Source organism: Labrys okinawensis (genome assembly GCF_002982075.1).
Taxonomy (GTDB): Bacteria; Pseudomonadota; Alphaproteobacteria; order Rhizobiales; family Labraceae; genus Labrys; species Labrys okinawensis_A.
Genome location: NZ_PUEJ01000014.1, coordinates 19,886 through 46,848 on the forward strand (window position 1 = coordinate 19,886; position 26,963 = coordinate 46,848).

Annotated in this window: 25 protein-coding genes; 14 read left to right on the forward strand and 11 right to left on the reverse strand. The window is 64.9% G+C overall.

All coding sequences use genetic code 11. The features are described 5' to 3' along the window. Positions 1–25 precede the first annotated feature (25 nt). From C5L14_RS27360 to C5L14_RS27385, 6 genes are all read right to left on the reverse strand, one after another. Positions 26–319, reverse strand: a complete 294-nt coding sequence (locus tag C5L14_RS27360) for a hypothetical protein (RefSeq protein WP_105865232.1) — start codon at positions 317–319, stop codon at positions 26–28. Further along, positions 316–1,083, reverse strand: coding sequence for an ABC transporter ATP-binding protein (locus C5L14_RS27365; protein ID WP_105865233.1), 768 nt, complete (start codon positions 1,081–1,083; stop codon positions 316–318). Before C5L14_RS27365 ends, C5L14_RS27360 begins: the two co-directional genes overlap by 4 nt. After that, positions 1,083–2,102 carry an ABC transporter permease gene (locus C5L14_RS27370; RefSeq protein WP_105865234.1) on the reverse strand — a complete coding sequence of 340 codons (1,020 nt, stop codon included), beginning with the start codon at positions 2,100–2,102 and terminating at the stop codon, positions 1,083–1,085. Before C5L14_RS27370 ends, C5L14_RS27365 begins: the two co-directional genes overlap by 1 nt. A 9-nt stretch (positions 2,103–2,111) precedes the next feature. Next, the gene (locus C5L14_RS27375; protein ID WP_245443609.1) at positions 2,112–3,131 is read right to left on the reverse strand and encodes an ABC transporter substrate-binding protein; all 1,020 of its coding nucleotides are present in this window, start codon (positions 3,129–3,131) and stop codon (positions 2,112–2,114) included. Positions 3,132–3,237: 106 nt separating this feature from the next. Beyond that, complete coding sequence (locus C5L14_RS27380; RefSeq protein WP_105865236.1) at positions 3,238–4,569, reverse strand: O-acetylhomoserine aminocarboxypropyltransferase/cysteine synthase family protein; 1,332 nt, start codon at positions 4,567–4,569, stop codon at positions 3,238–3,240. A 43-nt stretch (positions 4,570–4,612) separates the two neighbouring features. Next, positions 4,613–5,656, reverse strand: coding sequence for an isopenicillin N synthase family dioxygenase (locus C5L14_RS27385; RefSeq protein WP_105865237.1), 1,044 nt, complete (start codon positions 5,654–5,656; stop codon positions 4,613–4,615). Positions 5,657–5,943: 287 nt separating this feature from the next. Here C5L14_RS27385 and C5L14_RS27390 point away from each other — a divergent pair, with 287 nt between their 5' ends. From C5L14_RS27390 to C5L14_RS27400, 3 genes are read left to right on the forward strand one after another with little or no spacing between them, the layout of a single operon-like run. Further along, positions 5,944–6,900, forward strand: coding sequence for a sulfonate ABC transporter substrate-binding protein (locus C5L14_RS27390; protein WP_105865238.1), 957 nt, complete (start codon positions 5,944–5,946; stop codon positions 6,898–6,900). A 14-nt stretch (positions 6,901–6,914) separates the two neighbouring features. Further along, positions 6,915–7,715: an ABC transporter permease subunit gene (locus C5L14_RS27395; protein ID WP_105865239.1), complete on the forward strand. Its 801-nt coding sequence runs from the start codon at positions 6,915–6,917 to the stop codon at positions 7,713–7,715. Next, positions 7,712–8,512 (forward strand): ATP-binding cassette domain-containing protein, encoded by an 801-nt coding sequence (locus tag C5L14_RS27400; protein ID WP_105865240.1) that lies wholly within the window; start codon positions 7,712–7,714, stop codon positions 8,510–8,512. Before C5L14_RS27395 ends, C5L14_RS27400 begins: the two co-directional genes overlap by 4 nt. An 81-nt stretch (positions 8,513–8,593) precedes the next feature. On the opposite strand, the gene C5L14_RS27405 is transcribed toward C5L14_RS27400, so the two are convergent. Continuing rightward, a complete protein-coding gene (locus C5L14_RS27405; protein WP_105865241.1) occupies positions 8,594–9,889 on the reverse strand; it encodes an NCS2 family permease in 1,296 nt (431 codons plus the stop codon). A gap of 989 nt (positions 9,890–10,878) precedes the next feature. Between C5L14_RS27405 and C5L14_RS27410 the strand changes: the two genes are divergently transcribed. From C5L14_RS27410 to C5L14_RS27460, 11 genes are all read left to right on the forward strand, one after another. Further along, positions 10,879–11,106 carry a hypothetical protein gene (locus C5L14_RS27410; RefSeq protein ID WP_068287353.1) on the forward strand — a complete coding sequence of 76 codons (228 nt, stop codon included), beginning with the start codon at positions 10,879–10,881 and terminating at the stop codon, positions 11,104–11,106. Next, on the forward strand, positions 11,103–12,206 hold the full coding sequence (locus C5L14_RS27415; protein ID WP_428832664.1) for a methionine ABC transporter ATP-binding protein: 1,104 nt from the start codon (positions 11,103–11,105) through the stop codon (positions 12,204–12,206). Before C5L14_RS27410 ends, C5L14_RS27415 begins: the two co-directional genes overlap by 4 nt. Next, positions 12,196–12,861 carry a methionine ABC transporter permease gene (locus C5L14_RS27420; RefSeq protein WP_105865242.1) on the forward strand — a complete coding sequence of 222 codons (666 nt, stop codon included), beginning with the start codon at positions 12,196–12,198 and terminating at the stop codon, positions 12,859–12,861. Before C5L14_RS27415 ends, C5L14_RS27420 begins: the two co-directional genes overlap by 11 nt. Positions 12,862–13,009: 148 nt before the next feature. After that, positions 13,010–13,822 (forward strand): MetQ/NlpA family ABC transporter substrate-binding protein, encoded by an 813-nt coding sequence (locus C5L14_RS27425; protein WP_105865243.1) that lies wholly within the window; start codon positions 13,010–13,012, stop codon positions 13,820–13,822. Positions 13,823–14,229: 407 nt separating this feature from the next. Next, positions 14,230–14,739, forward strand: a complete 510-nt coding sequence (locus C5L14_RS27430; RefSeq protein ID WP_105865346.1) for a flavin reductase family protein — start codon at positions 14,230–14,232, stop codon at positions 14,737–14,739. 21 nt (positions 14,740–14,760) lie between these two features. Next, entirely contained in the window at positions 14,761–15,999 is a 1,239-nt protein-coding gene (locus tag C5L14_RS27435) for an SfnB family sulfur acquisition oxidoreductase (RefSeq protein ID WP_105865244.1), read from the forward strand. A 102-nt stretch (positions 16,000–16,101) separates the two neighbouring features. Beyond that, positions 16,102–17,361, forward strand: a complete 1,260-nt coding sequence (locus C5L14_RS27440; RefSeq protein WP_105865245.1) for an SfnB family sulfur acquisition oxidoreductase — start codon at positions 16,102–16,104, stop codon at positions 17,359–17,361. A gap of 172 nt (positions 17,362–17,533) precedes the next feature. After that, positions 17,534–18,745, forward strand: coding sequence for an FMNH2-dependent alkanesulfonate monooxygenase (ssuD, locus tag C5L14_RS27445; RefSeq protein ID WP_245443610.1), 1,212 nt, complete (start codon positions 17,534–17,536; stop codon positions 18,743–18,745). A 139-nt stretch (positions 18,746–18,884) separates the two neighbouring features. Next, a complete protein-coding gene (locus C5L14_RS27450; protein WP_105865247.1) occupies positions 18,885–20,327 on the forward strand; it encodes an LLM class flavin-dependent oxidoreductase in 1,443 nt (480 codons plus the stop codon). A gap of 113 nt (positions 20,328–20,440) precedes the next feature. After that, positions 20,441–20,890 (forward strand): RrF2 family transcriptional regulator, encoded by a 450-nt coding sequence (locus C5L14_RS27455; protein ID WP_105865248.1) that lies wholly within the window; start codon positions 20,441–20,443, stop codon positions 20,888–20,890. Positions 20,891–20,998: 108 nt separating this feature from the next. After that, positions 20,999–22,366, forward strand: coding sequence for an FAD/NAD(P)-binding protein (locus C5L14_RS27460; protein ID WP_245443611.1), 1,368 nt, complete (start codon positions 20,999–21,001; stop codon positions 22,364–22,366). Between the two features lie 186 nt (positions 22,367–22,552). Here C5L14_RS27460 and C5L14_RS27465 read toward each other — a convergent pair. The 4 genes from C5L14_RS27465 to C5L14_RS27480 form a co-directional block, all read right to left on the reverse strand. Further along, a protein-coding gene (locus C5L14_RS27465) for an IS630 family transposase (protein WP_105862481.1) occupies positions 22,553–23,502 on the reverse strand; the annotation gives its coding sequence in 2 pieces (ribosomal slippage) (positions 22,553–23,152 and positions 23,155–23,502; 948 coding nt in all). A gap of 204 nt (positions 23,503–23,706) precedes the next feature. Continuing rightward, positions 23,707–24,717, reverse strand: a complete 1,011-nt coding sequence (locus tag C5L14_RS27470) for a zinc-binding alcohol dehydrogenase family protein (RefSeq protein ID WP_105865249.1) — start codon at positions 24,715–24,717, stop codon at positions 23,707–23,709. Next, entirely contained in the window at positions 24,714–26,183 is a 1,470-nt protein-coding gene (locus C5L14_RS27475; RefSeq protein ID WP_105865250.1) for a mannitol dehydrogenase family protein, read from the reverse strand. The genes C5L14_RS27470 and C5L14_RS27475 overlap by 4 nt, the downstream gene beginning before the upstream one ends. Positions 26,184–26,186: 3 nt before the next feature. Continuing rightward, on the reverse strand, positions 26,187–26,912 hold the full coding sequence (locus C5L14_RS27480) for a GntR family transcriptional regulator (protein WP_105865251.1): 726 nt from the start codon (positions 26,910–26,912) through the stop codon (positions 26,187–26,189). Positions 26,913–26,963 lie beyond the last annotated feature (51 nt).

The following is a 26,963-nucleotide window of genomic DNA, read 5'->3' on the forward strand; positions in this document are numbered from 1 at the left end:
CGGAACTCGGGCCGGCCGTCATTGTTCAGGCATCTCGTGCCGGCCCCGTCGCGAAGCTGGCGCAGAGCGCCGCGACACCGATCCACAGGCTGGCCGACCAATAGGTGACGATCGCCAGAGGATGGGTGCTGCGGCACAGCGATCTTGCAAGCTGGCAAATATCGCTGTTGCTGACAAGGCAGAGACTGGCATCGGGAAGCGAGAGATAGTTGTAGCCGATCACATCCCGGTAGGTCATCCACCACCAGGCGAAGGACAGCGCGACGATGACAGCCCCGGAGATCTGCAAAAGGCGAGTGAATACGGGCAGGGCACTCATGAAAGGCTCAGCCCGAGCGCCTGCAGGATCTCTCGGCGCAGATGAACCAGTTCCGTATCGTCGCGGTGGCGCGGATAGGGCTTGTCGACGGCAAATTCCGCCTTGATGCGCGCGGGCCTGTCGGAGAACACGATCACGCGGGAGGCGAGCAGCAGGGCTTCCTCGACATCGTGGGTCACCAGCAGGGCGGTGAAGCCGGTGCGCTGCCAGAGCGACACCAATTCGTCCTGCAGGGCGAGGCGTGTCAGGGAATCGAGCTTGCCGAGGGGTTCGTCGAGCAGCAGCAGGGACGGGTCGTGCACCAGCGCCCGCGCCAGCGAGGCCCGCTGCGCCATGCCGCCGGAAAGCTGGTGGGGATAGGCGTCGGCGAAGCGCTCCAGACCGACCAGCGCCAGGGCCTGGCCGATGCGGTGGCGCTCGCGGGCGAGCACGCCGCGCGCCTCCAGCCCGGCCGCGACATTCTTGCGGACCGTCAGCCAGGGAAACAGGGTCGGGTCCTGAAAGACCAGGATGCGGGAGGGATCGGGGGCCATGACCGGCTGGCCGTCGGCCAGGATGGCGCCGGCGGCAGGCGGTTCGAGCCCGGCGATCAGACGCAGCAAGGTCGACTTGCCGCAGCCCGAGGGACCGAGCAGGGCGACGAACTCGCCGGGCTCGACCTTGAGGTCGACGCTGTCCAGCACGGGCAGATCTGCGCCGGAGAGATCGAAATGATGGCTGACGGCATGCACGTCGATGCCGATGCTGTGGCTCGATGCAGCCATCAGATGAAGCCCTTCTGCCAGGTAAGGAGGCGATCGCGCAGCACGAAGAGCAGCTTCACGATGCCGGCGCAGATGACGGACATGATCAGCAGCGTGGCATAGACATTGGCATAGCCCGAATAGGCGGTCTGGAACTGGATGTACCAGCCGAGCCCGTATTTGGCGCCGAGCATCTCGGCGACCACCAGCACCGCGAAGGAATAATAGAGCCCCATGAACAGGCCGACGAAGACATGCGGCAGGGAGGCGGGGATGGCGATGTTGCGGATCAGGTACCAGCTCCCGGCGCCGAAGATGCGGCTGACGTCGTAGAAGGCCCGGTTGACCGAGGCGACGCCGGAGGCTGTCAGGATGGCGACGGGTATGCCGGAGGCCAGCGCCACGATGAACACGCTCGCATCGAAGGTATTGGGGAAGAAATAGAAGGTGCAGGGGATCCAGGCCGTGGCCGGGATCGGGCCGATCAGCTTGAGGACGGGCATGCCCCAATAGCTGAAGCGCTTCGACCAGCCGAGCGCCACCCCGAGTGCATAGCCGACGGCGATGCCCGAGAGAAAGCCGGCTGCCCACAGGCGCAGCGAATAGGCGATGCAGATCAGGAGGCGCTGGCTCTCGGTGACATAGACGTGGAGCAGGCCGTGCGGCGGCGAGAAGAACGGCTTGGGCAGCCATCCGGTCTTGGCCGTCGAGAGTTCCCACAGCGCCAGCCAGATGCCGATCGCCGCGAACCAGGGGCCGTAATGCAGGAGCGTGCGCCCCAGCCCGCCGAGGCGCTGGATGGTGAGGGCTAGCACGAGGAAGGCCAGCGAGGCCGTGCCGGCCAGGGCGGCGAACAGCCCGGCGCTACCCCAGGGCACCACGTCGGGCAGGCCGATGGTGATCGCGGCCGTGGCCGCGAACGTTGCCGAGGCCAGGAGCCCATGTTTCCACACGCGGTTCCAGAGCGCGGGCAGGGCGGCCCGTGACGGCGGCGTCGCCTCGAGGATCCCGGGAGTGGGTGCGCGCAGGGTGTCGCTCATCGCAAGGCCTCAGGCGAGCAGGTTGATGGTGACCCGTTCGGCGAACTCCTTGGGATCGGTGGTGGGATCGAGCACCTTGACCAGCTTGAGGTCCTCGGCGGCGAGGCGGATCTGGTCGACCAGAGGCTGGCCGATCGGATGGTTGTGATAGACCAGCGTTCCCAGGATTTCGGTGAGCTGGGCGGCCGTCAGGCCGGCCGGCTTCAGCGTTTCGAAATACCACTGCGCCACCTCGTCGGGATGGCTGGCGGTATATTCGTGGATCTCGATATTCGCCTCGGCGAGGCGGCGCAGGGCGTCCCTGTTGGCATCCAGGAAGGGCCCGCTGGCGCCGAGGACGCAGCAGGTGTGGCCCTCGTAGAAGCCGGTCTGGGTGTCGGCGATCTTGGTGAAGCCGAACTGCTTTTCGATGGCCCAGGCCCAGGGGTCGAGATGGGCCGCGAGCTCGACGTCGCCCCGGTTCAGCGTCTCGCCGACCAGTTCGAAGGGCACGGCCTTCCAGGTCACGTCGGTTTCAGGGTCGAGCCCGGCCTTGGCGAAGCTGACCTGAAAGGCGACCTGGGGCGGGGCGCCGATGCCATAGGTGGCGATCGTCTTGCCCTTCGCGTCGGCCAGTGTCTTGATGCCGGAATCCTTGCGCGCCAGCAGGCGTTGGCAGCCGCCATGCGAGCCGACGAACAGCTTGACGTCGAAGCCCTGTTCGAGCGGTTTCAGCCAGTCGCCGATCAGCCCGGCGCCGGCATCGGCCTTGCCGGTGGCAAGGGCCTGGATCAGCGTCTGGCCGCTGGCGCCCTGATAGAACAGCTCGACATCGAGATTGTGCTTGGCATAGATGCCCTTCGCCGCGCCGAAGCCGAGCGGCGAATGGCAGGCGGCCACCTCCGTCCAGGCCAGGCGGATCTTGGGCGCGGGCGCCGCGATGGCCGGCGAGAGGATCCGTCCGCCGACGGCCCCGAGGGAAGCGAGGGCACCGGCCGCTCCGGCCAGTTTGAGCGCCTTGCGGCGCGAGAAAGCGGGAAGTCTGGACATGGGTTCCATCCGGGGCCGGTAGGATATGAGGAGCACTGTCATCCCCGGCGAGCGAAGCGAGGGAAGGGGATCCAAGGGATGACAGGCGCTATTCTCGAGCGATGTTTTAGGCCGCCTGGCGTTCTGCCGCGTCGTGCTCGCCTTCGGCGGCGGCCAGGGCCTGCGTCAGGTCGGCGATGATGTCGTCCGGGTGCTCGATGCCGATGGAGAGGCGCACATAGCCGGGCGTCACCCCGGTCGCGAGCTGGTCCTCGGGCGTCAGTTGTTGATGGGTGGTCGAGGCCGGGTGGATGGCGAGCGAGCGGGCATCGCCGATATTGGCAACGTGGTAGAGCAATTTGAGCGCATCGATGAAACGCTTGCCGGCCTCTATGCCGCCCTTGAGCTCGAAGCCGACCAGGGCGCCATAGCCGCCCTTGAGATAGGCCTCGGCGCGGCGGCGGTTCTCGTCCGACTGCAGGCCGGGGAAGATGACATGGCTGACACCGGGGTGCTTGGCGAGGAAGTCCGCCACCTTGACGGCATTCTCGTTGTGCTGACGCAGGCGCAGCGGCAGGGTTTCCAGCCCCTGCAGCAGCTGGAAGGCGTTGAAGGGCGACAGGGCCGCGCCGACGTCGCGCAGGAGCTTCACCCGCACGCGCAGAATATAGGCGATCGGCCCGAGCGGCTTGGCGGCCTCGGTCCAGATCGCGCCGTGATAGGCCTCGTCCGGCTGCGTCAGCAGGGGGAAGCGGTCGGCATGGTCTTCCCAGGGGAAATTGCCGCCGTCGACGATCAGCCCGCCGATCGAGGTGCCGTGGCCGCCGATATATTTGGTCGCCGAATAGACCACGACGGCGGCGCCATGTTCGAGCGGGCGGGCGATCAGTGGCGCGGCGGTGTTGTCGACGATGAGGGGGATGCCCAGCGAGCGGCCGATATCGGCGATCTCGCGGATCGGCAGCACCTGCAGCTTGGGATTGGGCAGCGTTTCGGCGTAGAAGGCGCGGGTCTTGTCGTCGCTCGCCCGGCGGAAATTCTCCGGATCGGAGGGATCGACGAAGCGGACCTCCACGCCGAATTGTTTGAGCGTCGAGGCGAACAGGGTCCAGGTGCCGCCATAGAGGTCGGTGGAGGAGACGATGTTGTCGCCGGCCTGGGCCAGGTTGAGGATCGAATAGGCCGAGGCCGTCTGCCCCGACGAGACGGCCAGTGCCGCCGCACCGCCTTCGAGGGCGGCTATGCGCTGCTCCAGCGCGTCGGTCGTCGGGTTCTGCACGCGGGTATAGATGTTGCCGAGTTCCTCCAGAGCGAAGAGGCGGGCGGCATGGCCGGTATCCTGGAACTGGTAGGAGGTGGTCTGGTAGATCGGCACCGCGACGGCGCCGGTGGCCGGGTCGGCACGATAGCTGCCGCCATGCAGAGCGAGGGTCTCGAAATGTCGGGAATCGGTGGTCATGCCAAGGGCTCCTGAAGCGTGGCTTTGAAGATCGAACCGAAGATCAGTAGGCGGAGGCGACCTGCGCCGGCTTGCTGGCGTCGATGAGGTCGGGATGGTGGCGGCGGGCGACGTCGGGGTGGGAGCGCAGGCGACTCTTGAGATAGTTGCGCCCGGCCTCGCGGAAGAGCGGATTGAGCGGGTCCTGCGTCAGGCCGCGCGCCTCGACTGCCAACTCCGGTGCAAGCGTCAGCAGCGGTACCTCGGCGTCGAGATTGGCACCGAGGAAGAAGGGCACCGACAGCCGGTCGGTACCGGCCGGCGGAGAAACCACACGATGGACGTTGGCGCGCAGATAGCCGTTCGACGCCAGTTCGAGGATCTCGCCGATATTGACGACGAAAGTGCCGGGGATGGGCGGGGCGTCGATCCAGCCCTGCTCACCTTCGACCTGAAGGCCGCCCTGCACGTCTTGCAGCAGCAGGGTCAGGAAGCCTGAATCCTCGTGGGCGCCGACGCCCTGGTCGCCCTCGCTGGCATCGCGGCCGGGATAGCGCACGATCTTGAGGAGCTGGTTGGGCTCGGGCGTGTAGATCGGCTCGAAGGCATCGGCCTTCTGGCCCAAAGCGAGCGCGAAGGCGCTGAGGACGCGAATGCCGAGCTGGGTGATTTCCTGGAGATAGCACAGCGTGATGAGCTGCAATTCGGGCAGCGCTTCCGGCCATTGATTGGGGCCTTGCAGGCGATGCCAGGCCGGCGCGCTCGGATCGAGGGGTCGAGCTTGCTTCTCGGCGCCGATGTCGACCTGCTCGCGCCAGTCGGGCTTGCCGCGCGTATGCTCGAAGCCGGCCCGGTTATAGCCGCGGAAATGGGGCGAGTTGATCATCTCGATCGCCAGCTTGTCCCGTTCGGGCAGGTCGAAGAAGCGCCGAGACAGGCGCAGGACATCGTCGATCAGCTGCTGGGGAACGCCGTGGCCGGTGAGATAGAAGAAGCCAGGGCCGCGCGCCGCCGCGCGCAAATCCTTCAGGAAGGCCGCGCGTTCCGCCGTTCCGGTGTCGAAGCGGCGGAAATCGAAGATGGGCAGGCTTTCGGCTGACGTCGTCATGGCATTGGACCGTCTGGTTGAATCTCGGTGTGAAATCGACCATGGCGATATTTATAAGTCAACTGATTTTATAGACTATATAGAATTAAGGTGGCGATCTGCGGAGATAACAACGTTACAACAGAGGGTTAGCTGCCGGTTCGGAATCACGCCGCGAGCCACCCTCACAGGGAGGAGCGGCGCAGGTCGTGGCCAAAATCACGCAGCTGAAAGAGATGAATTAATTATTGACTAAATCTATCAACTATTGGGATTATGGCGGCGGATATCCCCTGAAGGAAGAACTGATGACTGCACTCTGGACCCGCCGCACCCTGCTTGCTGCCGCGCCCGTTCTCGCCGTGACCGCCACCCTCGGGCCCGCGCGAGCCGCGAGGAAGACGATCCGGGTCGGTTATCAGAAATACGGCACCTTCCTGCTGCTCAAGGCGCGCGGCAATCTGGAACGCAAGCTCGAACCGCTCGGCTTCGGCGTGACCTGGACGGAGTTTCCCGGTGGTCCGCAGTTGCTGGAGGCCCTGAATGTCGGCGCCCTGGACTTCGGCATTACCGGCGAGGCCCCGCCGATCTTCGCTCAGGCGGCCGGCGCGCCCCTGGTTTATGTCGCCAACGAACCGGCCGCCCCCCTCAGCGAGGCGATCCTGGTGCGCAAGGACAGCCCGCTGCAATCGGTGGCGGAACTGAAGGGCAAGAAGGTCGGGCTCAACAAGGGATCGAACGTTCACTACCTCCTGGTCAAGGCGCTAGAGAAGGCAGGAGTGGCCTATGGCGACATCCAGACGGTGTTCCTGACGCCCTCGGATGCGCGCGCCGCCTTCGAGCACGGCGACATCGATGCCTGGGTGATCTGGGATCCCTTCCAGGCGGCGGCCGAGATTGCTATCGAGGCGCGCCAGCTTGCCAATGGCGAGGGCCTTGTCGCCAACCGGCAATTCTATCTGGGCGAGCGCGCTTTCACCGAGGCCAATCCGGCCGCGATCGACGCTGTGCTGGCCGCCATCAACGAGATCGACCAATGGGCCAAGGACCATGTCGACGAGGCGGCGAAGGAACTCGCGCCCGCCGTCGGTATTCCTGCGCCGGTGCTCAAGCTGGCGCTCGGACGGCAGTCCTGGAACGTGCAACCGATCACGGCCGAGACGGTGGCTGCCCAGCAGCAGATCGCCGACACCTTCCACAAGCTCGGCCTCATTCCCAAGGCGATCAAGATTTCTGACGCCTTGCGGCCCGGCGTGACGCTCTGACCGGGGAGGGGACAATGGCGTCGCGACGCATGAATGGGATGGCCCAACGCCTGATTCCCTGGCTGCTGCCGGTGCTGTTGCTGGCGGGCTGGGAGATCGCTGCCGATCTCGGCTGGCTGCAGGCCAGGGTGCTGTCGGCACCGAGCGCAGTGGCGCTCGCCTTCTGGCAGACCCTCCAGGACGGCACCCTCCTGCACAATGTCGGTGTCAGCGCCGGGCGCGCGCTGCAGGGCCTGGCCATTGGCGGTCTGATCGGCTTCGCGCTCGGTGTCGCCAACGGTGTGTGGCGCCCGGCCGAATTGCTGCTCGACTCAACTCTGCAGATGCTGCGCAACGTCCCGCATCTGGCCATCATTCCGCTGGTGATCCTGTGGTTCGGCATCGGCGAGAGCGCCAAGATCTTCCTCGTCGTCCTTGGCGTGCTCTTTCCCGTCTACATCAATACCTATCATGGCATCCGCACCATCGATCCGCATCTCACCGAGATGGCCCGCGTCTACGGCCTGGGGCCGGTAGCGCGGTTCTGGCGGGTGATCCTGCCGGGCGCCCTGCCGTCGGTCTTCGTGGGATTGCGCTATGGACTCGGCATCATGTGGCTGACGCTGATCGTAGCCGAAACCATCTCGGCTTCGTCGGGCATCGGCTACATGACCATGAACGCCCGCGAATTCCTGCAGACCGATGTCATCCTGCTCGGCGTGATCATCTATGCGGTGCTCGGCAAGCTTTCCGATACGCTGGTGAAGCTGCTCGAGCAGGCCGCCCTGCAATGGCATCCAACCTATGCGCGACCCCGCCGGGAGGCTCTGGCATGACCAACGCTCTGCTCCATGTCGAAGATGGCTATTTCGTTCCCGAACTGACCCGCAACAGCTTGGCACCTTCGGGTCGTTCCGTATCGTCGCCGCCCAAGGGACTGTCGATCGAGCTGAAGGGGGCATCCAAGGCCTTCGATCACCGGGTCGTGCTCGACAGGCTCAATCTCGCCATCGAGCCCGGCGAATTCGTTGCCGTCGTCGGGCGCTCGGGCGGCGGCAAATCCACGCTTCTGCGCCTGATTGCTGGCCTCGACCGCCCTAGCGCCGGCGAGGTCGCGGTGGGCGGAGCCGCCGCGCAGGGAGCTCATCCCGCCGCCCGCCTGATGTTCCAGGATGCGCGGCTGCTGCCCTGGCAGCGGGTGATCGGCAATGTCGGCATCGCCCGTGGCCCGAACTGGCGCGACCTGGCCCAGGCCGCGCTCGACGAGGTGGGATTGGGTGACCGGGCCAATGAATGGCCGAGCGTTTTGTCCGGGGGGCAGAGGCAGCGTGTCGCCCTGGCGCGCGCTTTGGTCAGCCGGCCCGACATCCTGCTGCTCGACGAGCCCTTCGGCGCACTCGATGCCATGACGCGGGTCGAGATGCATCAATTGCTGTCGCGCATCTGGCGTGAGCATGGCTTCACCGCCATCCTGATCACCCATGATGTGTCGGAGGCGGTGGCGCTGGCCGACCGGGTGATCGTGCTGCGCGAAGGCGCTGTCGCGCTGGATCTGGCAGTCGACCTGCCGCGCCCACGCCGCGACGAGGACCGCAATTCGCAATTGGCGAGCCGTATCCTCTCCTATGTCTGATCCTGCCGCCGGTGCGAAAAAGGCTAGGGCAGCGCCGCTGACCTAGCCTTTTCATGGGTGCTGCACTCGATGTGCGGAGGCTCAGCCGCCGGAGAAGAAGGCGAAGCGCACCACGAACAATGCGGCGACCAGCCAGGTTGCCGGATGGACCTGCCGCGGGCGGCCGGTCAGGGTCTTCATGGCGCAATAGCTGATGAAGCCGAAGGCGAGGCCGTTGGCGATCGAATAGGTGAAGGGCATCATCAGCGCGGTCAGCGCGGCCGGAGCGGCCTCGGTGATGTCGTCCCACTCCACCTCGAGCAGTTCGCGCATCATCAGGCAGGCCACATAGAGCAGGGCCGGAGCGGTGGCGTAGACCGGCACGGAACCGGCGAGCGGCGAGAAGAACAGCGCAGCCAGGAAGAGGATGGCGATGACGATGGCGGTGAGGCCGGTGCGCCCACCGGCTTGCACGCCGGATACGCTTTCGACATAGGCGGTTGTGGAGGAGGTGCCGAGCAGCGAGCCGGCGAGAATGGCGGAGCTGTCGGCCAGCAGGGCGCGGCCGAGGCGGTTGGGCTTGTCGGGCTGGATCAGGCCGGCGCGCTTGGCGACGCCGATCAGCGTGCCGGTGGCGTCGAACACCTCGACCAGCACGAACACCAGGATGACATGCAGCAGGCCGGCATGCATGGCGCCCACGAGGTCGAGCTGCAGGAAGGTCGGCAGGATGGAGGGCGGCATGGAAATGACGCCGCCGAACTTGCTGACGCCGAGCGCAATCGAAAGCGCGGTGATGACGAGAATGCCGATCAGGATGGCACCGCGGACCTTCAGCACGTCGAGGGCGGCGATGATGAAGAAGCCGAGGATGGCCAGCAGCGTGCCGGTCTCCTTGAGCGAGCCCAGGGTCACCAGCGTGGCGGGGCTGGCCACTACGATGCCCGAGCTCTTGAGCGCGATGATGGCGAGGAACAGGCCGATACCGGCCGCGATGGCGGATCGCATCGAATGCGGAATGCCGGCGATCAGCCAGCTGCGCACGCCGGTGACGGTCAGCAGCAGGAAGATACAGCCGGAGATGAACACCGCGCCCAGCGCCTGCTGCCAGGTGAAGCCCATGGTGGCGACGACCGTGAAGGCAAAGAAGGCGTTCAAGCCCATGCCCGGCGCCATGCCGATCGGCCAGCGGGCGATCAGGCCCATGATCAGCGAGCCGAGGGCGGCGGCCAGGCAGGTCGCGACGAAGACCGCATTGCGGTCCATGCCGGTGGTCGACAGGATCTCCGGATTGACGAAGATGATATAGGCCATGGTGAGAAAGGTGGTGATGCCGGCGATCACCTCCGTCCGCACCGAGGTGCCCTGTTCTTTCAGTTTGAAAAACGCGTCCAGCACGTCTTGCTTCCTCTCTTGCGGCACCCGCACGACCAAAGTCGCGCGCCTGACCCTTCCCGGTGCAGCGATTGCGATCGCAGCCCCGAGCCTGGCCTCTGCCGAGCGTTATGACTCCCCTTGCGGAATCTTCGGCTTCATCGCTCGGACGAAACCAGGAAGTACCCGCATTTTCTCAAGATACAAGCAGATGATTTCGAGCAGGAAGCACGTTCCAACCTAAAAGCATTTGCTCGATCGGCCGCTTTTGCCATCCCGGACAGGGTGACGGCCACCGATCGTCTGACGTGGCAAGGTGCCAGCTTCAAACCATTATAATCTCTGCTGCTTTGTCTCGTGACACAAGGGATTCGGCAGCCGGCTAAGCTGGAAGGTCTTTCGCAAATATCTGTGAGAAGGGCGCAGTCGGAAAAGGGAGCCTGCCCCGCAAGACGAGAATTTCCCGCCAGGGCACCGTCATCGCGCCAGTGAAGGGCGCCGGCAGACCAATGCAGGGTCCTTCGTCGCATCTTGTCGACCGAAACCACGTAACTATGCCTGATATACGTCGGGTCTGCAATTTCGACTACTGGCCCGATGCACTGCCGCCCCAGTTTCTGCGCCGATTGTCTGAACATTACGGCGGTTGAGTTCTGTCGCGCAGCGGTTTATGGAGGGCCGCAACGCTGTTCGGATGCTCGGTTGTGGACATCGAAAAAATCGCCGAACAACAGTTGACTAATTTTGTGGACTATTTATTTTTGTGTCATCGGCTTCTCAGGGAGTCGGTCGCGGGGATTTGAGCGAGCAGCTTGCGCCGCGTCATCAAACGCTAAAGCGCCACGGCTGATGTCGTGGGCTCCAGACAGGAAGTGACCCATGATCGTTGTCAGCGGAATGGATATCGAAAAACCAGACGGAAAGATGTGTTGCGGCTGCTGTTGTTGCTGAAGCCGGTCTGAACACATGTATTCCCTGTCATTTCGGAGCGCCACCAGGTGGCGGCTTTATCCATGTCCCATCCCTCCAATTCCGAATCCTATGTTATCGAGATCTCCGGTGCCGCGGTCGGCATCGTGGTGCGCGAACCGCAGGCGCGCCGCTTTGCGTTTCATGCCGCCAGCCGGCGTTTCAGCCGGTTCGACGGCATGACCTTCGTGGGTCCGCGTGATGCCGAACGCTATCTCTCAGGCCAGGTGGCCCGGCGCCTGCACTCCCTGCTGGAGGAGCTGGTCGCGTGAACGCACCTGTGAGAGTGGAAAGCCTGGCCTTGCCTGGTAAGGCGGAGGCAGGCGAGCCGATCGTGCGCTTCGAGCGCGTGTCGCGTTCTTTCGCCGCGCGCAAGGGCAGTGCGGCCGTGTTCGCGCTCGACGATCTCAGCCTGGAGATTCCGCGCGGCGAGATCTTCGGCGTGATCGGGCGCAGCGGTGCCGGCAAGTCGACGCTGCTGCGGCTGATCAACGGGCTTGAGCGGCCGACCGGTGGCCGCGTCGTCGTCGACGGCATCGAGGTCAATGCGCTCAGCGAAAGCGAATTGCGCCCGGTGCGCCGTTCCATCGGCATGGTGTTCCAGCATTTCAACCTGCTGTCCTCGCGCACGGTGTTCGAGAATGTGGCGCTTCCCCTGGAAGTGGCCGGCATCGGCGACGCTGAAATCCGCGATCGCGTCGAGCCGCTGCTCGACCTCGTGGGGCTGGCCGACAAGCGTAACCGCTATCCGGCGGAACTGTCCGGCGGGCAGAAACAGCGCGTCGGCATTGCCCGCGCCTTGGCGACCCGGCCCAAGATCCTGCTCGGCGACGAGGTGACCTCGGCGCTCGATCCGGAGACGACGGCTTCCATCCTGGCGCTGCTCGCCGATATCAACCAGCGTCTCGGCGTCACCATCGTGCTGATCACGCACGAGATGTCGGTGATCAAGGAAATCTGCCACCGGGTCGCGGTGCTCGAGGCCGGCAAGCTGATCGAGACGGGGCGGGCCTTCGAGGTGCTGACCCAGCCGCGTCACGCTACCACGGCCAGTTTCGTGCGTGGCGTTACCGGCGTCGAGCTGCCGGCCGATCTTGCCCGGCGCCTCTCGGACCAGCCAAGCCCGGGAAGCCAGGCGGTACTGCGTATCACCTTTACCGGCTCGCATGCCACGGCACCGGTGGTCAGCCGTCTCACCACCATTCTCGGCATCGACATCAACATTCTGGCAGGCCGCATCGACACCATCGGCGGCGAGCCCTTCGGCGCGCTCCTGGTGTCCGTCCCCGGCGACGAGGCGACCCGGCTTGCCGTGGTCTCGGCGGTGGAGCGGCTCAACCTGCAAGGGGAGGTGATCGGCTATGTCGCCTGAAATCCTCAAGGTCATTTGGAGCGCGACCGGCGATTCCCTGATCATGGTTGGCGTCTCCATCCTGTTCGGAACGATTTTGGGTCTGCCCCTCGGCATCTTCCTGGCCACGAGCCGGCGCGGTGAATTGCTGGCCGCTCCCAAGGTCAATGCCGTGCTCGGTGCGATCGTCAATGCCGTGCGCTCGGTGCCCTTCATCATCCTCATCGTCGCGATCATTCCGTTCACACGGCTGCTGGTCGGCAGTTCGATCGGCCTGAAAGGCGTGATCGTTCCCTTGACCATCGCGGTGGCCCCCTTCATCGCGCGTATCGTCGAGAGCGCCATTCGCGAGGTCGATGCCGGGCTGATCGAGGCGGCGCGCTCCTTCGGAGCCACGCCGTTCCAGATAATCAGAAAGGTTTTGTTTCCAGAGGCCTTGCCGGGTCTGGTTCTTGGCCTCACGCTCACCACGGTGAGCCTGATCGGCTATTCGGCCATGGCCGGCGTGGTCGGCGGCGGCGGCCTGGGCGACGTCGCCATCCGCTATGGCTATCAGCGCTTCATGCCCGAAGTCATGGGGGCGGTGGTTCTCATCCTCATCCTGCTCGTGCAGGGCGTTCAGTCGGCGGGCGACCTGGCCGCGCGCAAGGTCAACAAACGCGTGCGACAGGACTGATATCATGTCTCGACGATGCCGAGGCATCCGAGACCTGAATACCTCGCAATTTATTGAACGAATGCAATAATTTGCGACACGGAATCGGGAGCCATTGCCAATGCCGCCCGACTGGATTCAATGTCTATTTAAAACAGGAAAGACTCTCATGTCCGCCTATACTCTGACGCGTCGCCGCCTTGCCGGCGCTGCCCTGGCCCTGGTCTTCGCCCTGGCTCCCGCCGGCGCGGCCTTTGCCGCCGAGAAGCTCAAGCTCGGCGTGATGGGTGGCGACGAGGAGCGCATCTGGGAAGTGGCCAAGAAGATCGCCGCCAAGGATGGCCTCGACATCGAACTGGTTTCTTTCTCCGATTACGCCATTCCCAACGAGGCGCTGGAGAAGGGCGATCTGGATGCCAACGCCTTCCAGCACAAGCCCTATCTCGACAGCCAGATCGCCGCCCGCGGCTACAAGATCGTGCCGATCGGCTATACGCTGGTGCAGCCCATCGCCCTCTATTCGAAGAAGCTGAAGGCTTTCGCCGATCTGAAGGAAGGCGCCGTCATCGGCATTCCCAATGATCCTTCCAATGGCGGACGGGCTCTCAAGCTCCTGGAAGCCAATGGCCTGATCAAGCTGAAGACCGCCGAAGGCCAGGTGCCGAGTGTGCTCGACGTCACCGACAATCCCAAGAAGGTCGAATTCAAGGAAATCGAGGCCTCGCAGCTCGCCAATCTGCTGCCTGACCTCGACGCCGCGGTGATCAACACCAATTATGCGCTTGGCGCCGGCCTGACGCCGGCCAAGGATGCATTGATCCAGGAAAGCCGCACCAACAATCCCTATGGCAACTTCATCGCCGTGCGCGAGGCCGACAAGGACAAGCCGATCTTCAAGAAGCTGGTCGCTTCCTACCAGAATCAGGAAGTGGCCGATTTCATCAACGCCAATTTCAAGGGCGCGATCCAGCCGGCCTGGTAAGGGCAGGGGGCGGCGGAAACCAAACCGAGGTCGAGCCGCCCCTCACCCGTCCCCTCTCCCCATAAAAACGGGGCGAGGGCGGCCTCGATGGCGAGTTCCATCTTGAAACGACCTCATCTCGCCCAACCGTCGGGCGAGATGAAAAGTATGAGTATAAACAGCGACGCTTGTGCCCCCTCGCCCCGTTCTTACGGGGAGAGGGGACGGGCGAGGGGCAGCATGACGCCAAGGAGCGATGCGCGCCCGCAAAAGCGAGAGCCGAGGCTCTCATTTTTTCACCCATAAATTCTACAAAATCTATAGACATAAGATTTTTACTGTTGCACCATCCGCCCACGACGCGCCGTTGGGTGCCAGCGAAAGGGGAGGCCGAGCCTCCGCTGCTTTTTCGGATGACGGATACGAACATGAATATCGCCGTGAAATTGCCGCCGGTTACGGGGCCGAATCTGCGCGATGCCATGCGGCTGGTTGCCGGTGGCGTCAGCGTGATCACCGCGGGTGAGGGGGACGAGCGGACCGGCCTCACGGCGACCTCGGCGGTGTCGCTGTCGGTCGAACCGCCGACCATGATCATCTGCGTCAACCGCGACGCCTCCGCCTGGCCGGTCATCCGTCGCTACGGCCATTATTGCGTGAACATCCTGGCCGACCATCAGCGCCATGTCGCCGATCGCTTTGCGGGGCGGGGCGGCATCAAGGGAGCGGCGCGTTACGAGAACGCCAGCTGGCGCCGTCTGTTCACCGGCGCGCTCGCGCTGGAGGGAGCGCTCGCCTCCGTCGATTGCGAGGTCGAGGAGTTCATCGACCGCCACAGCCATTCCATCATCATCGGGGCCGTACGAGGCATCCGCACCGCCGATGGCAGGCCGCTCGTCTATGCCCAGGGCGGCTATGGCGGCTTCCATCCTGCCTGACTCAAGAAGACCGGGATCATCATGACCATTTCCGTTGCGCCGCCGCTCACCTCCGCGCCGCCCCAGTTCGACCTCGAACCCCAGGCCCATGTCATCGCGTCCGACGCCGAGGCGATCGAGGTCGCCAAGACTTTGGCGGCTGAATTCGTGGCCGGGGCGGCGTTGCGCGATCGCGAACGCATCCTGCCGGCCGCCGAACTCGACCGTTTCTCCAAGAGCGGGCTTTGGGGCATCACCATTCCCAAATCCTATGGCGGTGCCGGCGTTTCCTGGGTGACGCTGACGGAGGTGATCAAGCTGATCTCGGCGGCCGATCCTTCCATCGGCCAGATTCCGCAGAACCACCTTGCCGCCGTGGATGTGATCAGGGCCACCGCTTCGGAAGAGCAGAAGAAATTGTGGTTCGGCCGCGTGCTCTCGGGCTACCGGTTCGGCAATGCCTTCTCCGAGGCCAAATCCAAGCATGTCGGCGCCTTCGAGACCACGCTGACCCCCGATGGTGACGGCTACCGGGTGAAGGGTGAGAAGTTCTACGCCACCGGGGCGCTTTTCGCGCATTACATTCACATCGGTGCCGTCGATCCGGCCGGCAAAGTGAACCTCGCCATCGTGCCGCGCGACGCCGAGGGCCTCGACATCATCGACAATTGGTCGAGCTTCGGGCAGCGCACCACCGCGAGCGGCAATGTCCGCATCGACAATGTCCGCGTCGAGCCCGAAGGCGTGATTCCGGCCTATCTCGGCGGGGAGAACCCCTCGACCAATGGCGCGGTCTCTCAGATCATCCAGGCTGCGGTCGATGCCGGCATCGCGCGCGGCACCATCGAGGAGACCATCCAATTCGTGCGCAACAATGTCCGCCCCTGGATCGATAGCGGTCAGGAGCACGGCTATGAGGATGTCTTCACCATCGCCCAGATCGGCGACCTCAAGATCAAGCTTCATGCCGCGGAGGCCCTGCTCGAGAAGGCCGGGCGGGCGATCGATGCGATCGTGGTCGAGCCGACCGAGGAGGGGGTGACGGCGGCCGCCATCGTCGTTGCCGAGGCCAAGGTCTTGACCACCGAGATCGCCATCCTCGCCACCAACAAGCTGCATGAACTGGGCGGCACGCGGTCGACCCTCGGCCAGTACAATCTCGACCGGCATTGGCGCAATGCCCGCACCCACACGCTGCACGATCCTGTGCGCTGGAAATTCTACCATGTCGGCAATCACGCCCTGAACGGGGTGAGCCCGCCGCGTCATCCCTGGAGTTGATTTCTCCGGGTGCGCGGGCGTCTCGCCCGCTCTTCTTTGCCGCCAGTGTTGAGTTTCCAAATTGCGGACGAGACGTCCGCGCACCCGGAATAGGACTTAGTTATGCCCACTGCCGCCGCCCTGACCGCCGATACACCACCCGAGCGCCTGGTTGCGTTCAGGGCACCGCCCTTGCGGGCCGGCAAGGCCCACATCATCAAGGACGATGCGGAGGCGCTCGCCGCTGCGCGCGCGGTCGCCGCCCGCATCGCCGAAACCGCGATCGAGCGTGACCGAGAGCGGCGCCTGCCCTATGAGGAGCTCGACTGGCTGTCGGATGCCGGCCTTCTCGCCATCACCGTGCCGAAGGCCTATGGGGGCGCCGAGGTGTCCTCGGGCACGCTGGCCGAGGTGATCGCGCTTCTTTCCGCCGCGGACGGCTCGATCGGCCAGATCCCGCAGAACCACTTCTTCATCCTGCATGCCCTGCGGCTGGAAGGCAGCGAGGAGCAGAAGCGCTTCTTCTATGGCCGCATCCTGGCCGGGGAGCGCATCGGCAATGCCCTGTCCGAGATCGGCACCAAGACCGCCCAGGATCACAACACCCGTCTCAGCAAGGACGGGCCGGTGCTGCGCCTCAACGGGCGTAAATTCTATTGCACCGGCGCCTTGTTCGCCCATTGGGTGGCCGTTGTCGCCAATGACGACGAGGGGCGTTCGACCATCTCCTTCGTGCCGCGCCAGACCCCCGGCCTCGAGGTTATCGACGACTGGGCCGGTTTCGGCCAGCGGGTCACCGGCTCGGGCACCACCACGCTCGACAATGTCGAAGTGCATCCTTTTTCGGTGATTTCGTTGAAGGCCGTGTTCGACCGGCCCACTTCGATGGGGCCGGTGGCGCAGATCATGCACGCCGCTGTCGAAGCCGGCATCGCGCGGGCCGCGCTCGCCGAGACGCTGAGCTTCGTGAAGAAGCATGCCCGCCCCTGGAAGGACAGCGGCCTCGATCACGGCTACGAGGATCCCTACACGATCGCCGGCATCGGCGAAGTGAAGATCCGCGTGGCCGCCTCCGATGCGCTGCTGGAGCGGGCAGGGCGCTTTTCCGACATCGCCGTGGCCGACCCCACTGTGGAGACGGTGGCAGCCGCTTCGGTGGCCGTTGCCGAGGCCAAGGTTGCCTCCACCGAGGCTTCGCTGCTGGCCGGCAGCAAGCTGATCGAATTCGCCGGCTCGCGCGCTACCCAGGCCCAGTTCGGCTTCGACCGTTTCTGGCGCAACGCCCGCACCCACACCGTGCACGATCCCGTGCGCTGGAAATACCGTGCCATCGGCGACTACTGGCTCAACGGCATCAATCCGCCGCGCCACGGCGCCATCTGACGAGGAGCCTATTGATGAATAGGCGAGCCGAATTGGGCCGACCTCCATAAGCGCAGACTTTACGGCCGAAGGCGCCGGAGCATGGAGGGTCGATCTCCAGATCGACCGTCTTCGCGCTCCATCCCGTCCCGCGTTTTCAAGATGGTTGATCAGGAGATCGACCATCCAATCTATGACCAGAGACTTTACCATGCCCTATGATCTCGACCTGCCCCCGCCCGCCCAGGAAACCGATGTGCTCTGGTTCCTGCCGACCCATGGCGACGGGCGTTATCTCGGCAGCGAGCAGGGGGCGCGGCATGTCTCGCTCGGCTATCTCTCGCAGATTGCCAAGGCCGCCGACGACCTCGGCTATTTCGGGGTGCTGCTGCCCACCGGGCGCTCCTGCGAGGACAGCTGGGTCATCGCCTCCGCTATGGTGCCGCTGACCAAGCGCCTGCGCTTCCTGGTGGCGATCCGTCCCGGCCTGACCACGCCTGCCTTCGCGGCCCGCTCCGCGGCAACCCTTGATCGCCTGTCGGACGGGCGCCTGCTCATCAATGTCGTGACCGGCGGCGATCCCGTGGAATTGAAGGGCGACGGCGTTTTCCTCGACCATAAGGAGCGCTACGAGGTCACCGACGAGTTCCTCGACATCTGGCGCGAGCTCCTCCAGGGCGGCAAGGTCGCCCGCGAGGGCAAGCATCTGCGCATCGAGGACGGCGTGCTGCTCTATCCGCCGGTGAACCAGCCCTATCCGCCGCTCTATTTCGGCGGGTCGTCGGATGCAGGCAACGAGGTCGCCGGCAAGCATGTCGATGTCTATCTGACCTGGGGCGAGCCGCCCCAGCAGGTGGCGGAGAAGATCGCCAATGCCAAGGCGGTGGCCGCCAAATATGGCCGCACGCTCTCCTTCGGTATCCGCCTGCATGTGATCGTGCGCGAGACCTCGGCCGAGGCCTGGCGCGCGGCGGATGAGTTGATCTCCAAGCTCGACGACGAAACCATCGCTACCGCCCAGAAGGTATTCGCGCGCATGGATTCGGTGGGGCAGAGCCGCATGCGGGCGCTGCATGGCGGCTCGCGCGACAAACTGGAGATCAGCCCCAATCTGTGGGCCGGCGTCGGCTTGGTGCGCGGCGGCGCCGGTACGGCCCTGGTCGGCAACCCGGACGAGGTTGCCGAGCGCATGAAGGAATATATGGCGCTCGGCATCGACCGCTTCATCCTCTCCGGCTATCCGCATCTGGAGGAGTGCTATCGCTTCGCCGAACTGGTCTTCCCCAAGCTCCCGCTGAAGAAGACCACCGGCAATGATCTCGGGCCGGCCCGCAATGCCGGCCCCTTCGGCGAGGTCATTGCCAATGTCGTCGCGCCCTCCCATCGCAAGACGGCGGCGGGATAGGTTTCTTACCCTCCCCTGGAGAGGGAGGATCGACACGCAGTGTCGGGGTGGGGTGAGAACTCTACCCGTGCTAGGTTTCCACCCACCCCGGCCTTTCAGGCCGACCCTCCCCCTGCGGGGAGGGTAAAGAAGCCGAGTGATGTCCAAACCCATCCGCTTCAACGCCTTCGAGATGAATTGCGTGGCGCACCAATCCCCGGGGTTGTGGCGCCATCCCCGGGATCGTTCGCGCAGCTATAACCGGCTCGACTATTGGCTCGATCTCGCCCGCATCCTGGAGCGGGGCCTGTTCGACGGGCTGTTCCTGGCCGACGTCTTGGGCGTCTACGACGTCTATGGCGGCAATGGCGAGGCCGCCCTGCAGCATGCCACGCAGATCCCGGTGAACGACCCCCTGCTGCTCGTGCCGGCCATGGCTGCGGTGACGCGCCATCTTGGTTTCGGCGTCACCGTCAATCTCAGTTACGAGCCGCCTTATGGTTTTGCGCGCCGCATGTCGACGCTCGACCACCTGACCGAGGGGCGTATCGGCTGGAACATCGTCACCGGCTATCTCGACAGCGCGGCCCGAGGCGCCGGCAGGGACAAGCAGACAGCGCATGACGATCGCTATGCCATCGCCGAGGACTATATGGCGGCCGTTTACAAATTGTGGGAGGGAAGCTGGGATGATGATGCCGTGGTCGCCGATGCCGAGGCCGGTGTCTTCACCGTTCCCGGGCGGGTGCGCAAGGTGCAGCATGACGGCCCGCATTTCCGCATCAATGCCCTGCATCTGAGCGAACCCTCGCCGCAGCGCACGCCCGTGCTCTACCAGGCGGGGACCTCGCCGGCCGGCCTCGGCTTTGCGGGCCGGCATGCCGAATGCGTCTTCATTTCGGGGCCGAGCCGCAAGGTGATCGCCGGCCGGGTGGCGGCGATCAGGCAGGCGGCTGCACGCCTTGGACGCAACCCCGCCGATATCCTGATCTTTACCCTGCTGACGGTGATCGTGGCGCCCACCGATGAGGAGGCGGCGGCCAAGTTCGCCGATTATCGCGGTTATGCCGATCATGAAGGGGCCCTGACGCTGATGTCCGGCTGGACGGGCGTGGATTTCTCCCGGCTCGATCCCGATGCGGTCGTGGAGCATGTTCAGAACGAGGCCGGGCGCTCGGCACTCGAGAACATCACCCGTGCCGATCCCGATCGCCGCTGGACTGTGCGTGAGGTCGCCGAGCATGTGGCGATCGGCGGCATCGGGCCGGTGGTGGTCGGCTCACCTGCCGGCGTGGCCGACGAGCTCGAGGCCTGGGTCGACGAAACGGGCATCGACGGCTTCAACCTAGCCTTTGCCGTGCGCCCGGAGACCTTCCGCGATGTCGCCGATCTGCTGGTGCCGGAGCTGCAGCGGCGGGGGCGCTACAAGACGGCCTATGCCGAGGGCACCTTGCGCGAGAAACTGTTCGGCGGTTCCGCGCGTCTGCCGCAAAGTCATGCGGCAGCGGCTTATCGACATAGCGTCCTGCGATCCGACGGGATCGCGCCGGATCACCAAGACAACTCCAAACAAGAAGCTGGAGCTAAGAACGTTCACGCCTGAACCCGCTTCGCTCAAGTTTTGGCAGGCTTTGGAGACGGCATGAGTAGCAAATCAATCCTTTTGCTATTACCAGAAGGCTGAAGTGGATTTCCGAATCGCAGTCCGGGGGCCGCATGCTGACGAAAAAGGGCAAATACGGCCTCAAGGCGATGGTGCATCTGGCCGGCGCCGAGCCGGGCAAGCCATGCCTCGTTTCCGACATCGCTGAACAGAACGGCATTCCCAAGAAGTTCCTCGACACCATTCTGGGTGAACTGAAGAATGCGGGTTTCCTGCATTCGAAAAAGGGCAAGGGCGGCGGCTACGTCCTGGGCCGGCCGGCAAGCGAGATCCGCGTCGGCCATATCGTGCGCGTGCTCGACGGGCCGCTCGCGCCCATTCCCTGCGCCAGCCGCACGGCCTATCAGCGCTGCGACGACTGTTCCGACGAGAGCCAGTGCGCCGTGCGCCTGATGATGCTGGAAGTACGTCAGGCGATTTCCACCGTGCTCGACAACCGCACGCTTGCCGAAATGCGGGCGCTGGCCGATCTCGACGACCTGACCCTGATGTACCATATCTGACCGCGGCTCCGGCAGCGGGTTGGTTTGCGCGCGATCGGCTGATCGGGACAGCTTGCCGGCTGCACCTGTTTGATCTATCAAAAAGGTAGATTAATTGAAGCATGTGGCATGTCGACCAACCCGTCCGTCTCCTCCAGGCATATCATCGTCGTCGGAGGCGGAGCGAGCGGAGTGCTGACGACGGCTCATTTGCTGCGTCATCGCCATCCGGATCTGCGGGTGACCCTGGTGGAGAAAAGCCGGGAGCTTGGTGCCGGCATCGCCTATGGCACCAGCCATCCCGACCATCTCCTGAACGTACGCGCTGCCAATATGAGCGCCTATCCCGACGACCCCGACCATTTCTGGCGCTGGGTCGGCGAGCACAGCAGCATCCATTGCCCGGACGCTCAGTCCTTCGCCCCCCGGCGCCTCTATCGCGACTATCTCGCCGATCTGCTTTCGCCGCATCTCGTGCAGCGGCCGGGCAGCCGGCGCCTTGCCATCGTGCAGGATGAGGCGGTCGGCATCACCGAGACCGGGGAGGGCGCCGCCGTTCATCTGAACGGGGGCGGGCGGCTCAATGCCGATATCGCCATTCTCGCCACCGGCAATGAAGGCCCCAAGCTGCCGCCGGCCCCCTGGCGTTTCGACGGCTGGTTCGATGCGGGGCCGGCAGCCTTTTCTTCCGATGCCGACGTCGTCATCGTCGGGACCGGCCTCACCATGGCCGACCGGGTCCTGTCGCTGCTGCATGCCGGGCATCGGGGCCGGATCACCGCCATTTCCAGGCGCGGCCTCAGCCCGCATGCGCACAGGCCGGTCCAGCCGCTGCGCCTCGATGCCGCCGACATTCCCTATGGCACGGGCATCACCTATCTCACGCGCTGGTTGCGCCGGCTCGTTGCAGAGCACCAGAGGGCAGGGGGCGATTGGCGGGCCGTCGTCGACGGGCTGCGCCCCTACACGCAGCCTCTCTGGCGCAGCCTGTCGCAGGAGGCCCGCCGGCGGTTCCTGCGGCACGCCCGGGCCTGGTGGGACATTCATCGTCATCGCATGGCGCCGGACGCCGCGGCGCGGATCGAGGCGGCGCGCCGGACGGGGCAACTCGCTATCGTAGCAGGGCGCGTCACCGGCTTCGATCCGCGGGGAAGTCGTGTGACGGTGCGCTACACCGCCCGCACCGGCGCGTCCGAAAGGCGGATCGACGCCGATGCCGTCTTCGAGTGCCGCGGCCGCGCGGCCGACGTCACGGCGACCGAGAATCCTATTCTGCGCCAGTTGCTCGCCGAGGGCCTGGTGCGCCCCGACAGCCTCGGACTCGGGCTGGATGTCGGCCTCGACTGCGGCGTGCTGCGGGCCGACGGTACCGCCTCGCACCGCCTCTTCGCCGTGGGGCCGATCACTTCGGGCACGTTCTGGGAGATCGTGGCCGTGCCGGACATCCGCCAGCAGGTCGCCAAGCTGGCGCGCAATCTGCTGGAGGCGTCGCCTTAGAAATCTGTGACCTGTCACCGCTCTTGGCCGCGGCAGGCAAGGCATCAGGGCTACCCACATTAGCCACTTTTCCAGGTGGTGCCGCCCCTCACCCTCTCCCCGTAAAAAACGGGGCGAGGGGGGCTTTGACCGCTCGTTTCATGCTGAGACAGTCCTATCTCGCTCAACCGTTAGAGCATTATGAAATTAGGTTCGATCATATCCTGCGTTAGCGAAGAAATTCGCGCATTCGCAGGGTTTGGTCTGCTGCAAGATGTGCTGGATGGCGTGCGTGAGCTCATCGAGAGAACGAGCGGCGGCTTGGCGCAGCCAGTGTTTGAGTTTGGCGAAGAACTGCTCGATTGGGTTCAAATCGGGGGAGTATTTGGGCAGAAATAGCAGCTTTGCTCCTGCCTCTCGGATGGCTTGGCGTACCTGCTTTCCCTTGTGGGAGCCAAGATTGTCCATGACGACGATGTCGCCCGGCTTCAAGGTTGGAACCAGTTGGGTTTCCACATAGGTGCGGAAACTCTCGCCGTTGATCGGACCATCCAGGACCCAGGGTGCTTCCACCCGATCATGGCGCAGAGCGGCAATGAAGGTCTGGGTCTTCCAATGGCCATGGGGAACGACGGCCTCGAGCCGCTCGCCGCATTTGCTCCAGCCGCGGAGCGGGGCCATGTTGGTCTTGGTCCAAGTTTCGTCGATGAACACAAGCCGCTCGGGGGTGATCAGGGGACGGTATTTGATCCATTGCTGCCGGCGCCGGGCGACGTCGGGCCGGCTGCGCTCGCTGGCGACCAGCGTCCTTTTTTAAAACTCAGCTTCTGCTCGTGCAGGAAATTCCACACACTGTGATGGTCGACCTTGAGCCCGCGCTCGGCCAATTCCTTGATCAACTTGGCGATCGTGAAGGCACTTCCGTCTCGGCAGCGCCCAACCAGCCAGTCATGATGCTCACCGCTGATCGCGCGCGGCTTATGGCCCCCCATCTTCCCCGGCGCCACACTGCCGTTTGCCTTGTCCCGCTGCAGCCAAAGCACCGCCGTCGAAACCGCTATGCCAAAACGCAGCGCCGCCTGGTTGCGCGAAAACCCTTCTTCCTTGACCGCTCGAACAACCCGCTCACGAAGGTCCATCGAATAAGGAACTGCCATTCGCTGCGGCCTCCTCCGCCGCAGCTATCTTGAATCACTTCTCAATCGATTTGGGAATCCAACGATTCAACCAAAAATCACCCTGCTCTAGACGAGACTGGGAGGCCGGAGGATCAGTCGCGACGTCTGTGTCCCCTCGCCCCGTTTTTACGGGGAGAGGGTAAGGGTGAGGGGCGGCGTGACCTTGAAAAATCAAACGATGCCCTAGACGGTCAGGATCGCCTTGATCACGCCGGCCTCCGGCCTGGACCATTCCGGGATCAGGCCCGGCGCATCGTCCAGGCTGCCTTCATGGCTGGCGAGCGCGCGCAGGGGCACCTTGCCGTCCCGCATGGCCTGCAGCACGGTCTCGAAATCCTGCCGGACGGCGTTGCGGCTAGCATAAAGCGTGGTCTCGCGCTTGTGGAATTCCGGATCGTTGAAGGCGATGTCGGCGCGCACCAGCGACAGCAGCACATAAGCGCCGCCATGGCCGACGAGATCGAAGCCCTTCTGCATGGCGCCGGGGCTGCCTGTAGCGTCGACGACGCAATCGAAGAAGTCGCCGTCCGTCGCCTGGCCGAGACGGTCCCGGATATCGGCCGAAGCCTCGAAGACGGCGTCCGCCCCCAATTCGTCGGCGCAGAAGGCGAGGCGGCGGGGGTTCATGTCGACGACGCTGACATGGGCGCCCGCCACCTTGGAGAAGACGGCGGCCGCGATTCCGATGGGGCCAGCGCCGACGATGGCCACGCGCTGTCCCGGCCCGATGCCGCCGCGCGCCACGCCATGGGCGCCGATGGCCAGGAATTCGACCATGGCCGCCTGGCTGGCCGTGAGGCCGTCGGCCGGAATGACATTGGCTTCGGGCACCGCGATATAGTCGCAGGCACCGCCGTCGCGATGTACGCCCAGGACTTCCAGGTGCTGGCAGCAATTCGTCTTGCCCATCCGGCAGGCGCGGCAATGGCCGCAATAGATCGTGGGCATGATCGAGACGATCTGGCCGGTGCGCAGGGCCGATCCCGCCGGCGCGGCGACGACTTCGGCGCCGAGCTCGTGGCCGATCACCCTGGGATAGCTCAGATAGGGCTGGTTGCCATGGAAGATGTGGTAGTCGGTGCCGCAGACGCCGACATGGCGAATGCGCACCAGCACCTCGTTTCCGGCGGCGCGAGGCTCGTCACGCCGGATGATGCTCAGCTTGCCGGGTTCGTCGCAGCTCAGGGCTCTCATTTCTGCCTCCAGGATTGGGCGGCGTTCAGGACGCCTTGGGTGGCGATCGCCCGATAGGCCGCCTGCAGATCGTCGACAAAGCCCGCGTCGCGCGGCAGGTCCTCCCCGAAAACCGCGGAGAGGCCGAGAAAAGCCTCGATGACCGCCTGCGGCGGGACATTGCGCTGGTCGGGCTGGCTGGTCCAGGCTTCGAAGGTCGGGTCGTTGAGGGGCAGGGGGCGGCCCTGGTCGTCGCTGCCCCCGCAGGAGCGGATCCAGGCGGCGACGGCGAAGACGAGCGGGCCGCAGGGCAGTCCCTTGGCGCGGCAATCGCGCAGGGGCGACAGAATGCGCTGGGGCAGTTTCTGCGAAGCGTCGGAGGCGATCTGCGCGGTGCGGTGATGCAGCGAGGTGTTCTCGTAACGGCCGAGAAGCTGCCTCGTATAGGCGAAGGCCCGGTCGGCGGGGATGGCCAGGGTCGGGATCGCACATTGCCAATAGCGCTCGATCAGGTCGCGGATGACGGGATCGGCGATCGCCTGCGCCACGAAGTCATGGCCGGCCAGCCGTCCCACGGCGGCGATGGTGGAATGTGTGCCGTTGAGCAGGCGCAGCTTCATATGTTCGAAGGGTTCGACATCGTCTGTGAACTCCACCCCGCTTTCCTCCAGCCGCGGCCGGCCGGCGGCGAAGCGATCCTCGATCACCCACTGGCTGAACGGCTCGCCCAGCACCGGCCAGGCGTCTTCGAGCCCGAGCGAAGCGGAAATGGCCGCGCGATCGACATCGGTCGTCGCCGGTACGATGCGGTCGACCATGGAGGAGGGGCAGGGGATCTCGCCGGCGATATAGGCTGCCAGGTCCTTGTCCCGCAACGCGGCGAATTCCGTGAGCACGCGCTTCAGGGTGCGCCCGTTTTGCGGAAGGTTGTCACAGGACAGGACGGTGAAGGGGCGACTGCCGTCGCGGCGGCGACGCGCGATCGCCTCCACCAGGAACCCGAGGGCCGAGCGGGGCAGCTGCGGGTTGGCGAGGTCGTGGACGATGTCCGGATGGTCTTGCCTGAGGCCGCCGCTCCCGAGATCGACCGCATAGCCCTTTTCGGTGATCGTCAGCGTGACGATCCGGATGGCCGGGTCCGTAAGCTGGTCTAGGAGGGTGGCCGGATTTTCCGGCGCCACGGTAACGCCGAGCACCGAGCCGATCACGCGCAGCTCCTCGCGGCCGCTGTCACGGATGGCGAGCGTGTACAGGCCGTCCTGGGGGGCGAGGGCATCGCGCGTCTCTCTGCCGCGCAGCGAACTGCCGAGGATGGCCCAGTCCATCTCGCCGCGGGCCAGGCAATCGTCGATGGCGACGGCCTGGTGCGCCCGATGAAAGGCGCCGGTGCCCAGATGCACGATGCCGGGCCGAATGGCAGCCCGATCATAGCGTGGTTTGGCGATACCAGCCTTGAGCTGGGCGAGCGTGCTGTTGGTGAGCCGCATCGGTTACTCCGTTACATAGGGGCCATACTCGTCCGGCAACTGGGCAAGCATGGTGAAGATCATGTCGAGATGCCGTTCGAGCCGCTCGGCGGCCTCATTCGTCCTGCCGTCGTCGAGCGCATCGAGAACGGCCAGGTGCTCTTCCAGCACCAGGGGCAGGCGGGCCGGCGTGCCGAACAGCCGCACGAAGCGGGCGAGGCGGGCCCGGACCTGCACGATCGTCGGCCATACGCCTTCGCGCTCGGCAAAGCCGGCAAAGGCGTAGTGGAAACGCTCGTCCTGTTCGAAGAAGCGGTCCTTGTCGTCGGCGAGCATGGCCTGGCGCTGCGTCTCCACGATGGCGCGCGCCTCGGCGCTCTTGGCCGATGTCCAGCGGGCCGCCGCCTCGCGCAGCAAGGCCAGTTCCAGATGCTTGCGGATGAAATGGCTGTCGCGCACTTCCGCGAGACGAATGGGGGAGACGAAGCTGCCCTGCTGGGGATAGACGTCGATCAGGCCGTCCTCGCTCAGCCGCACCACCGCCGAACGCACCGGCGTGCGCGAGACGCCGAAATGGCGGCAGATGCGATTCTCGCTGATCGAGGTGCCCGGCAACAGCCGGACCGTGATGATGGCTTGCTTGAGGGCCTCGTAGATCTGGTCGCCGACGGGTTGCTTGCGATTGAGGTCGACGGCAAAGCCCAGTCCGTCCTCGTCCGGCCCCGGCTGTTTACTGGGCAAGGCAGACATGGGCCGGCTCCTTCAAAAACCGCAGTGATCGCAACTGTGTGGCGCTCCATC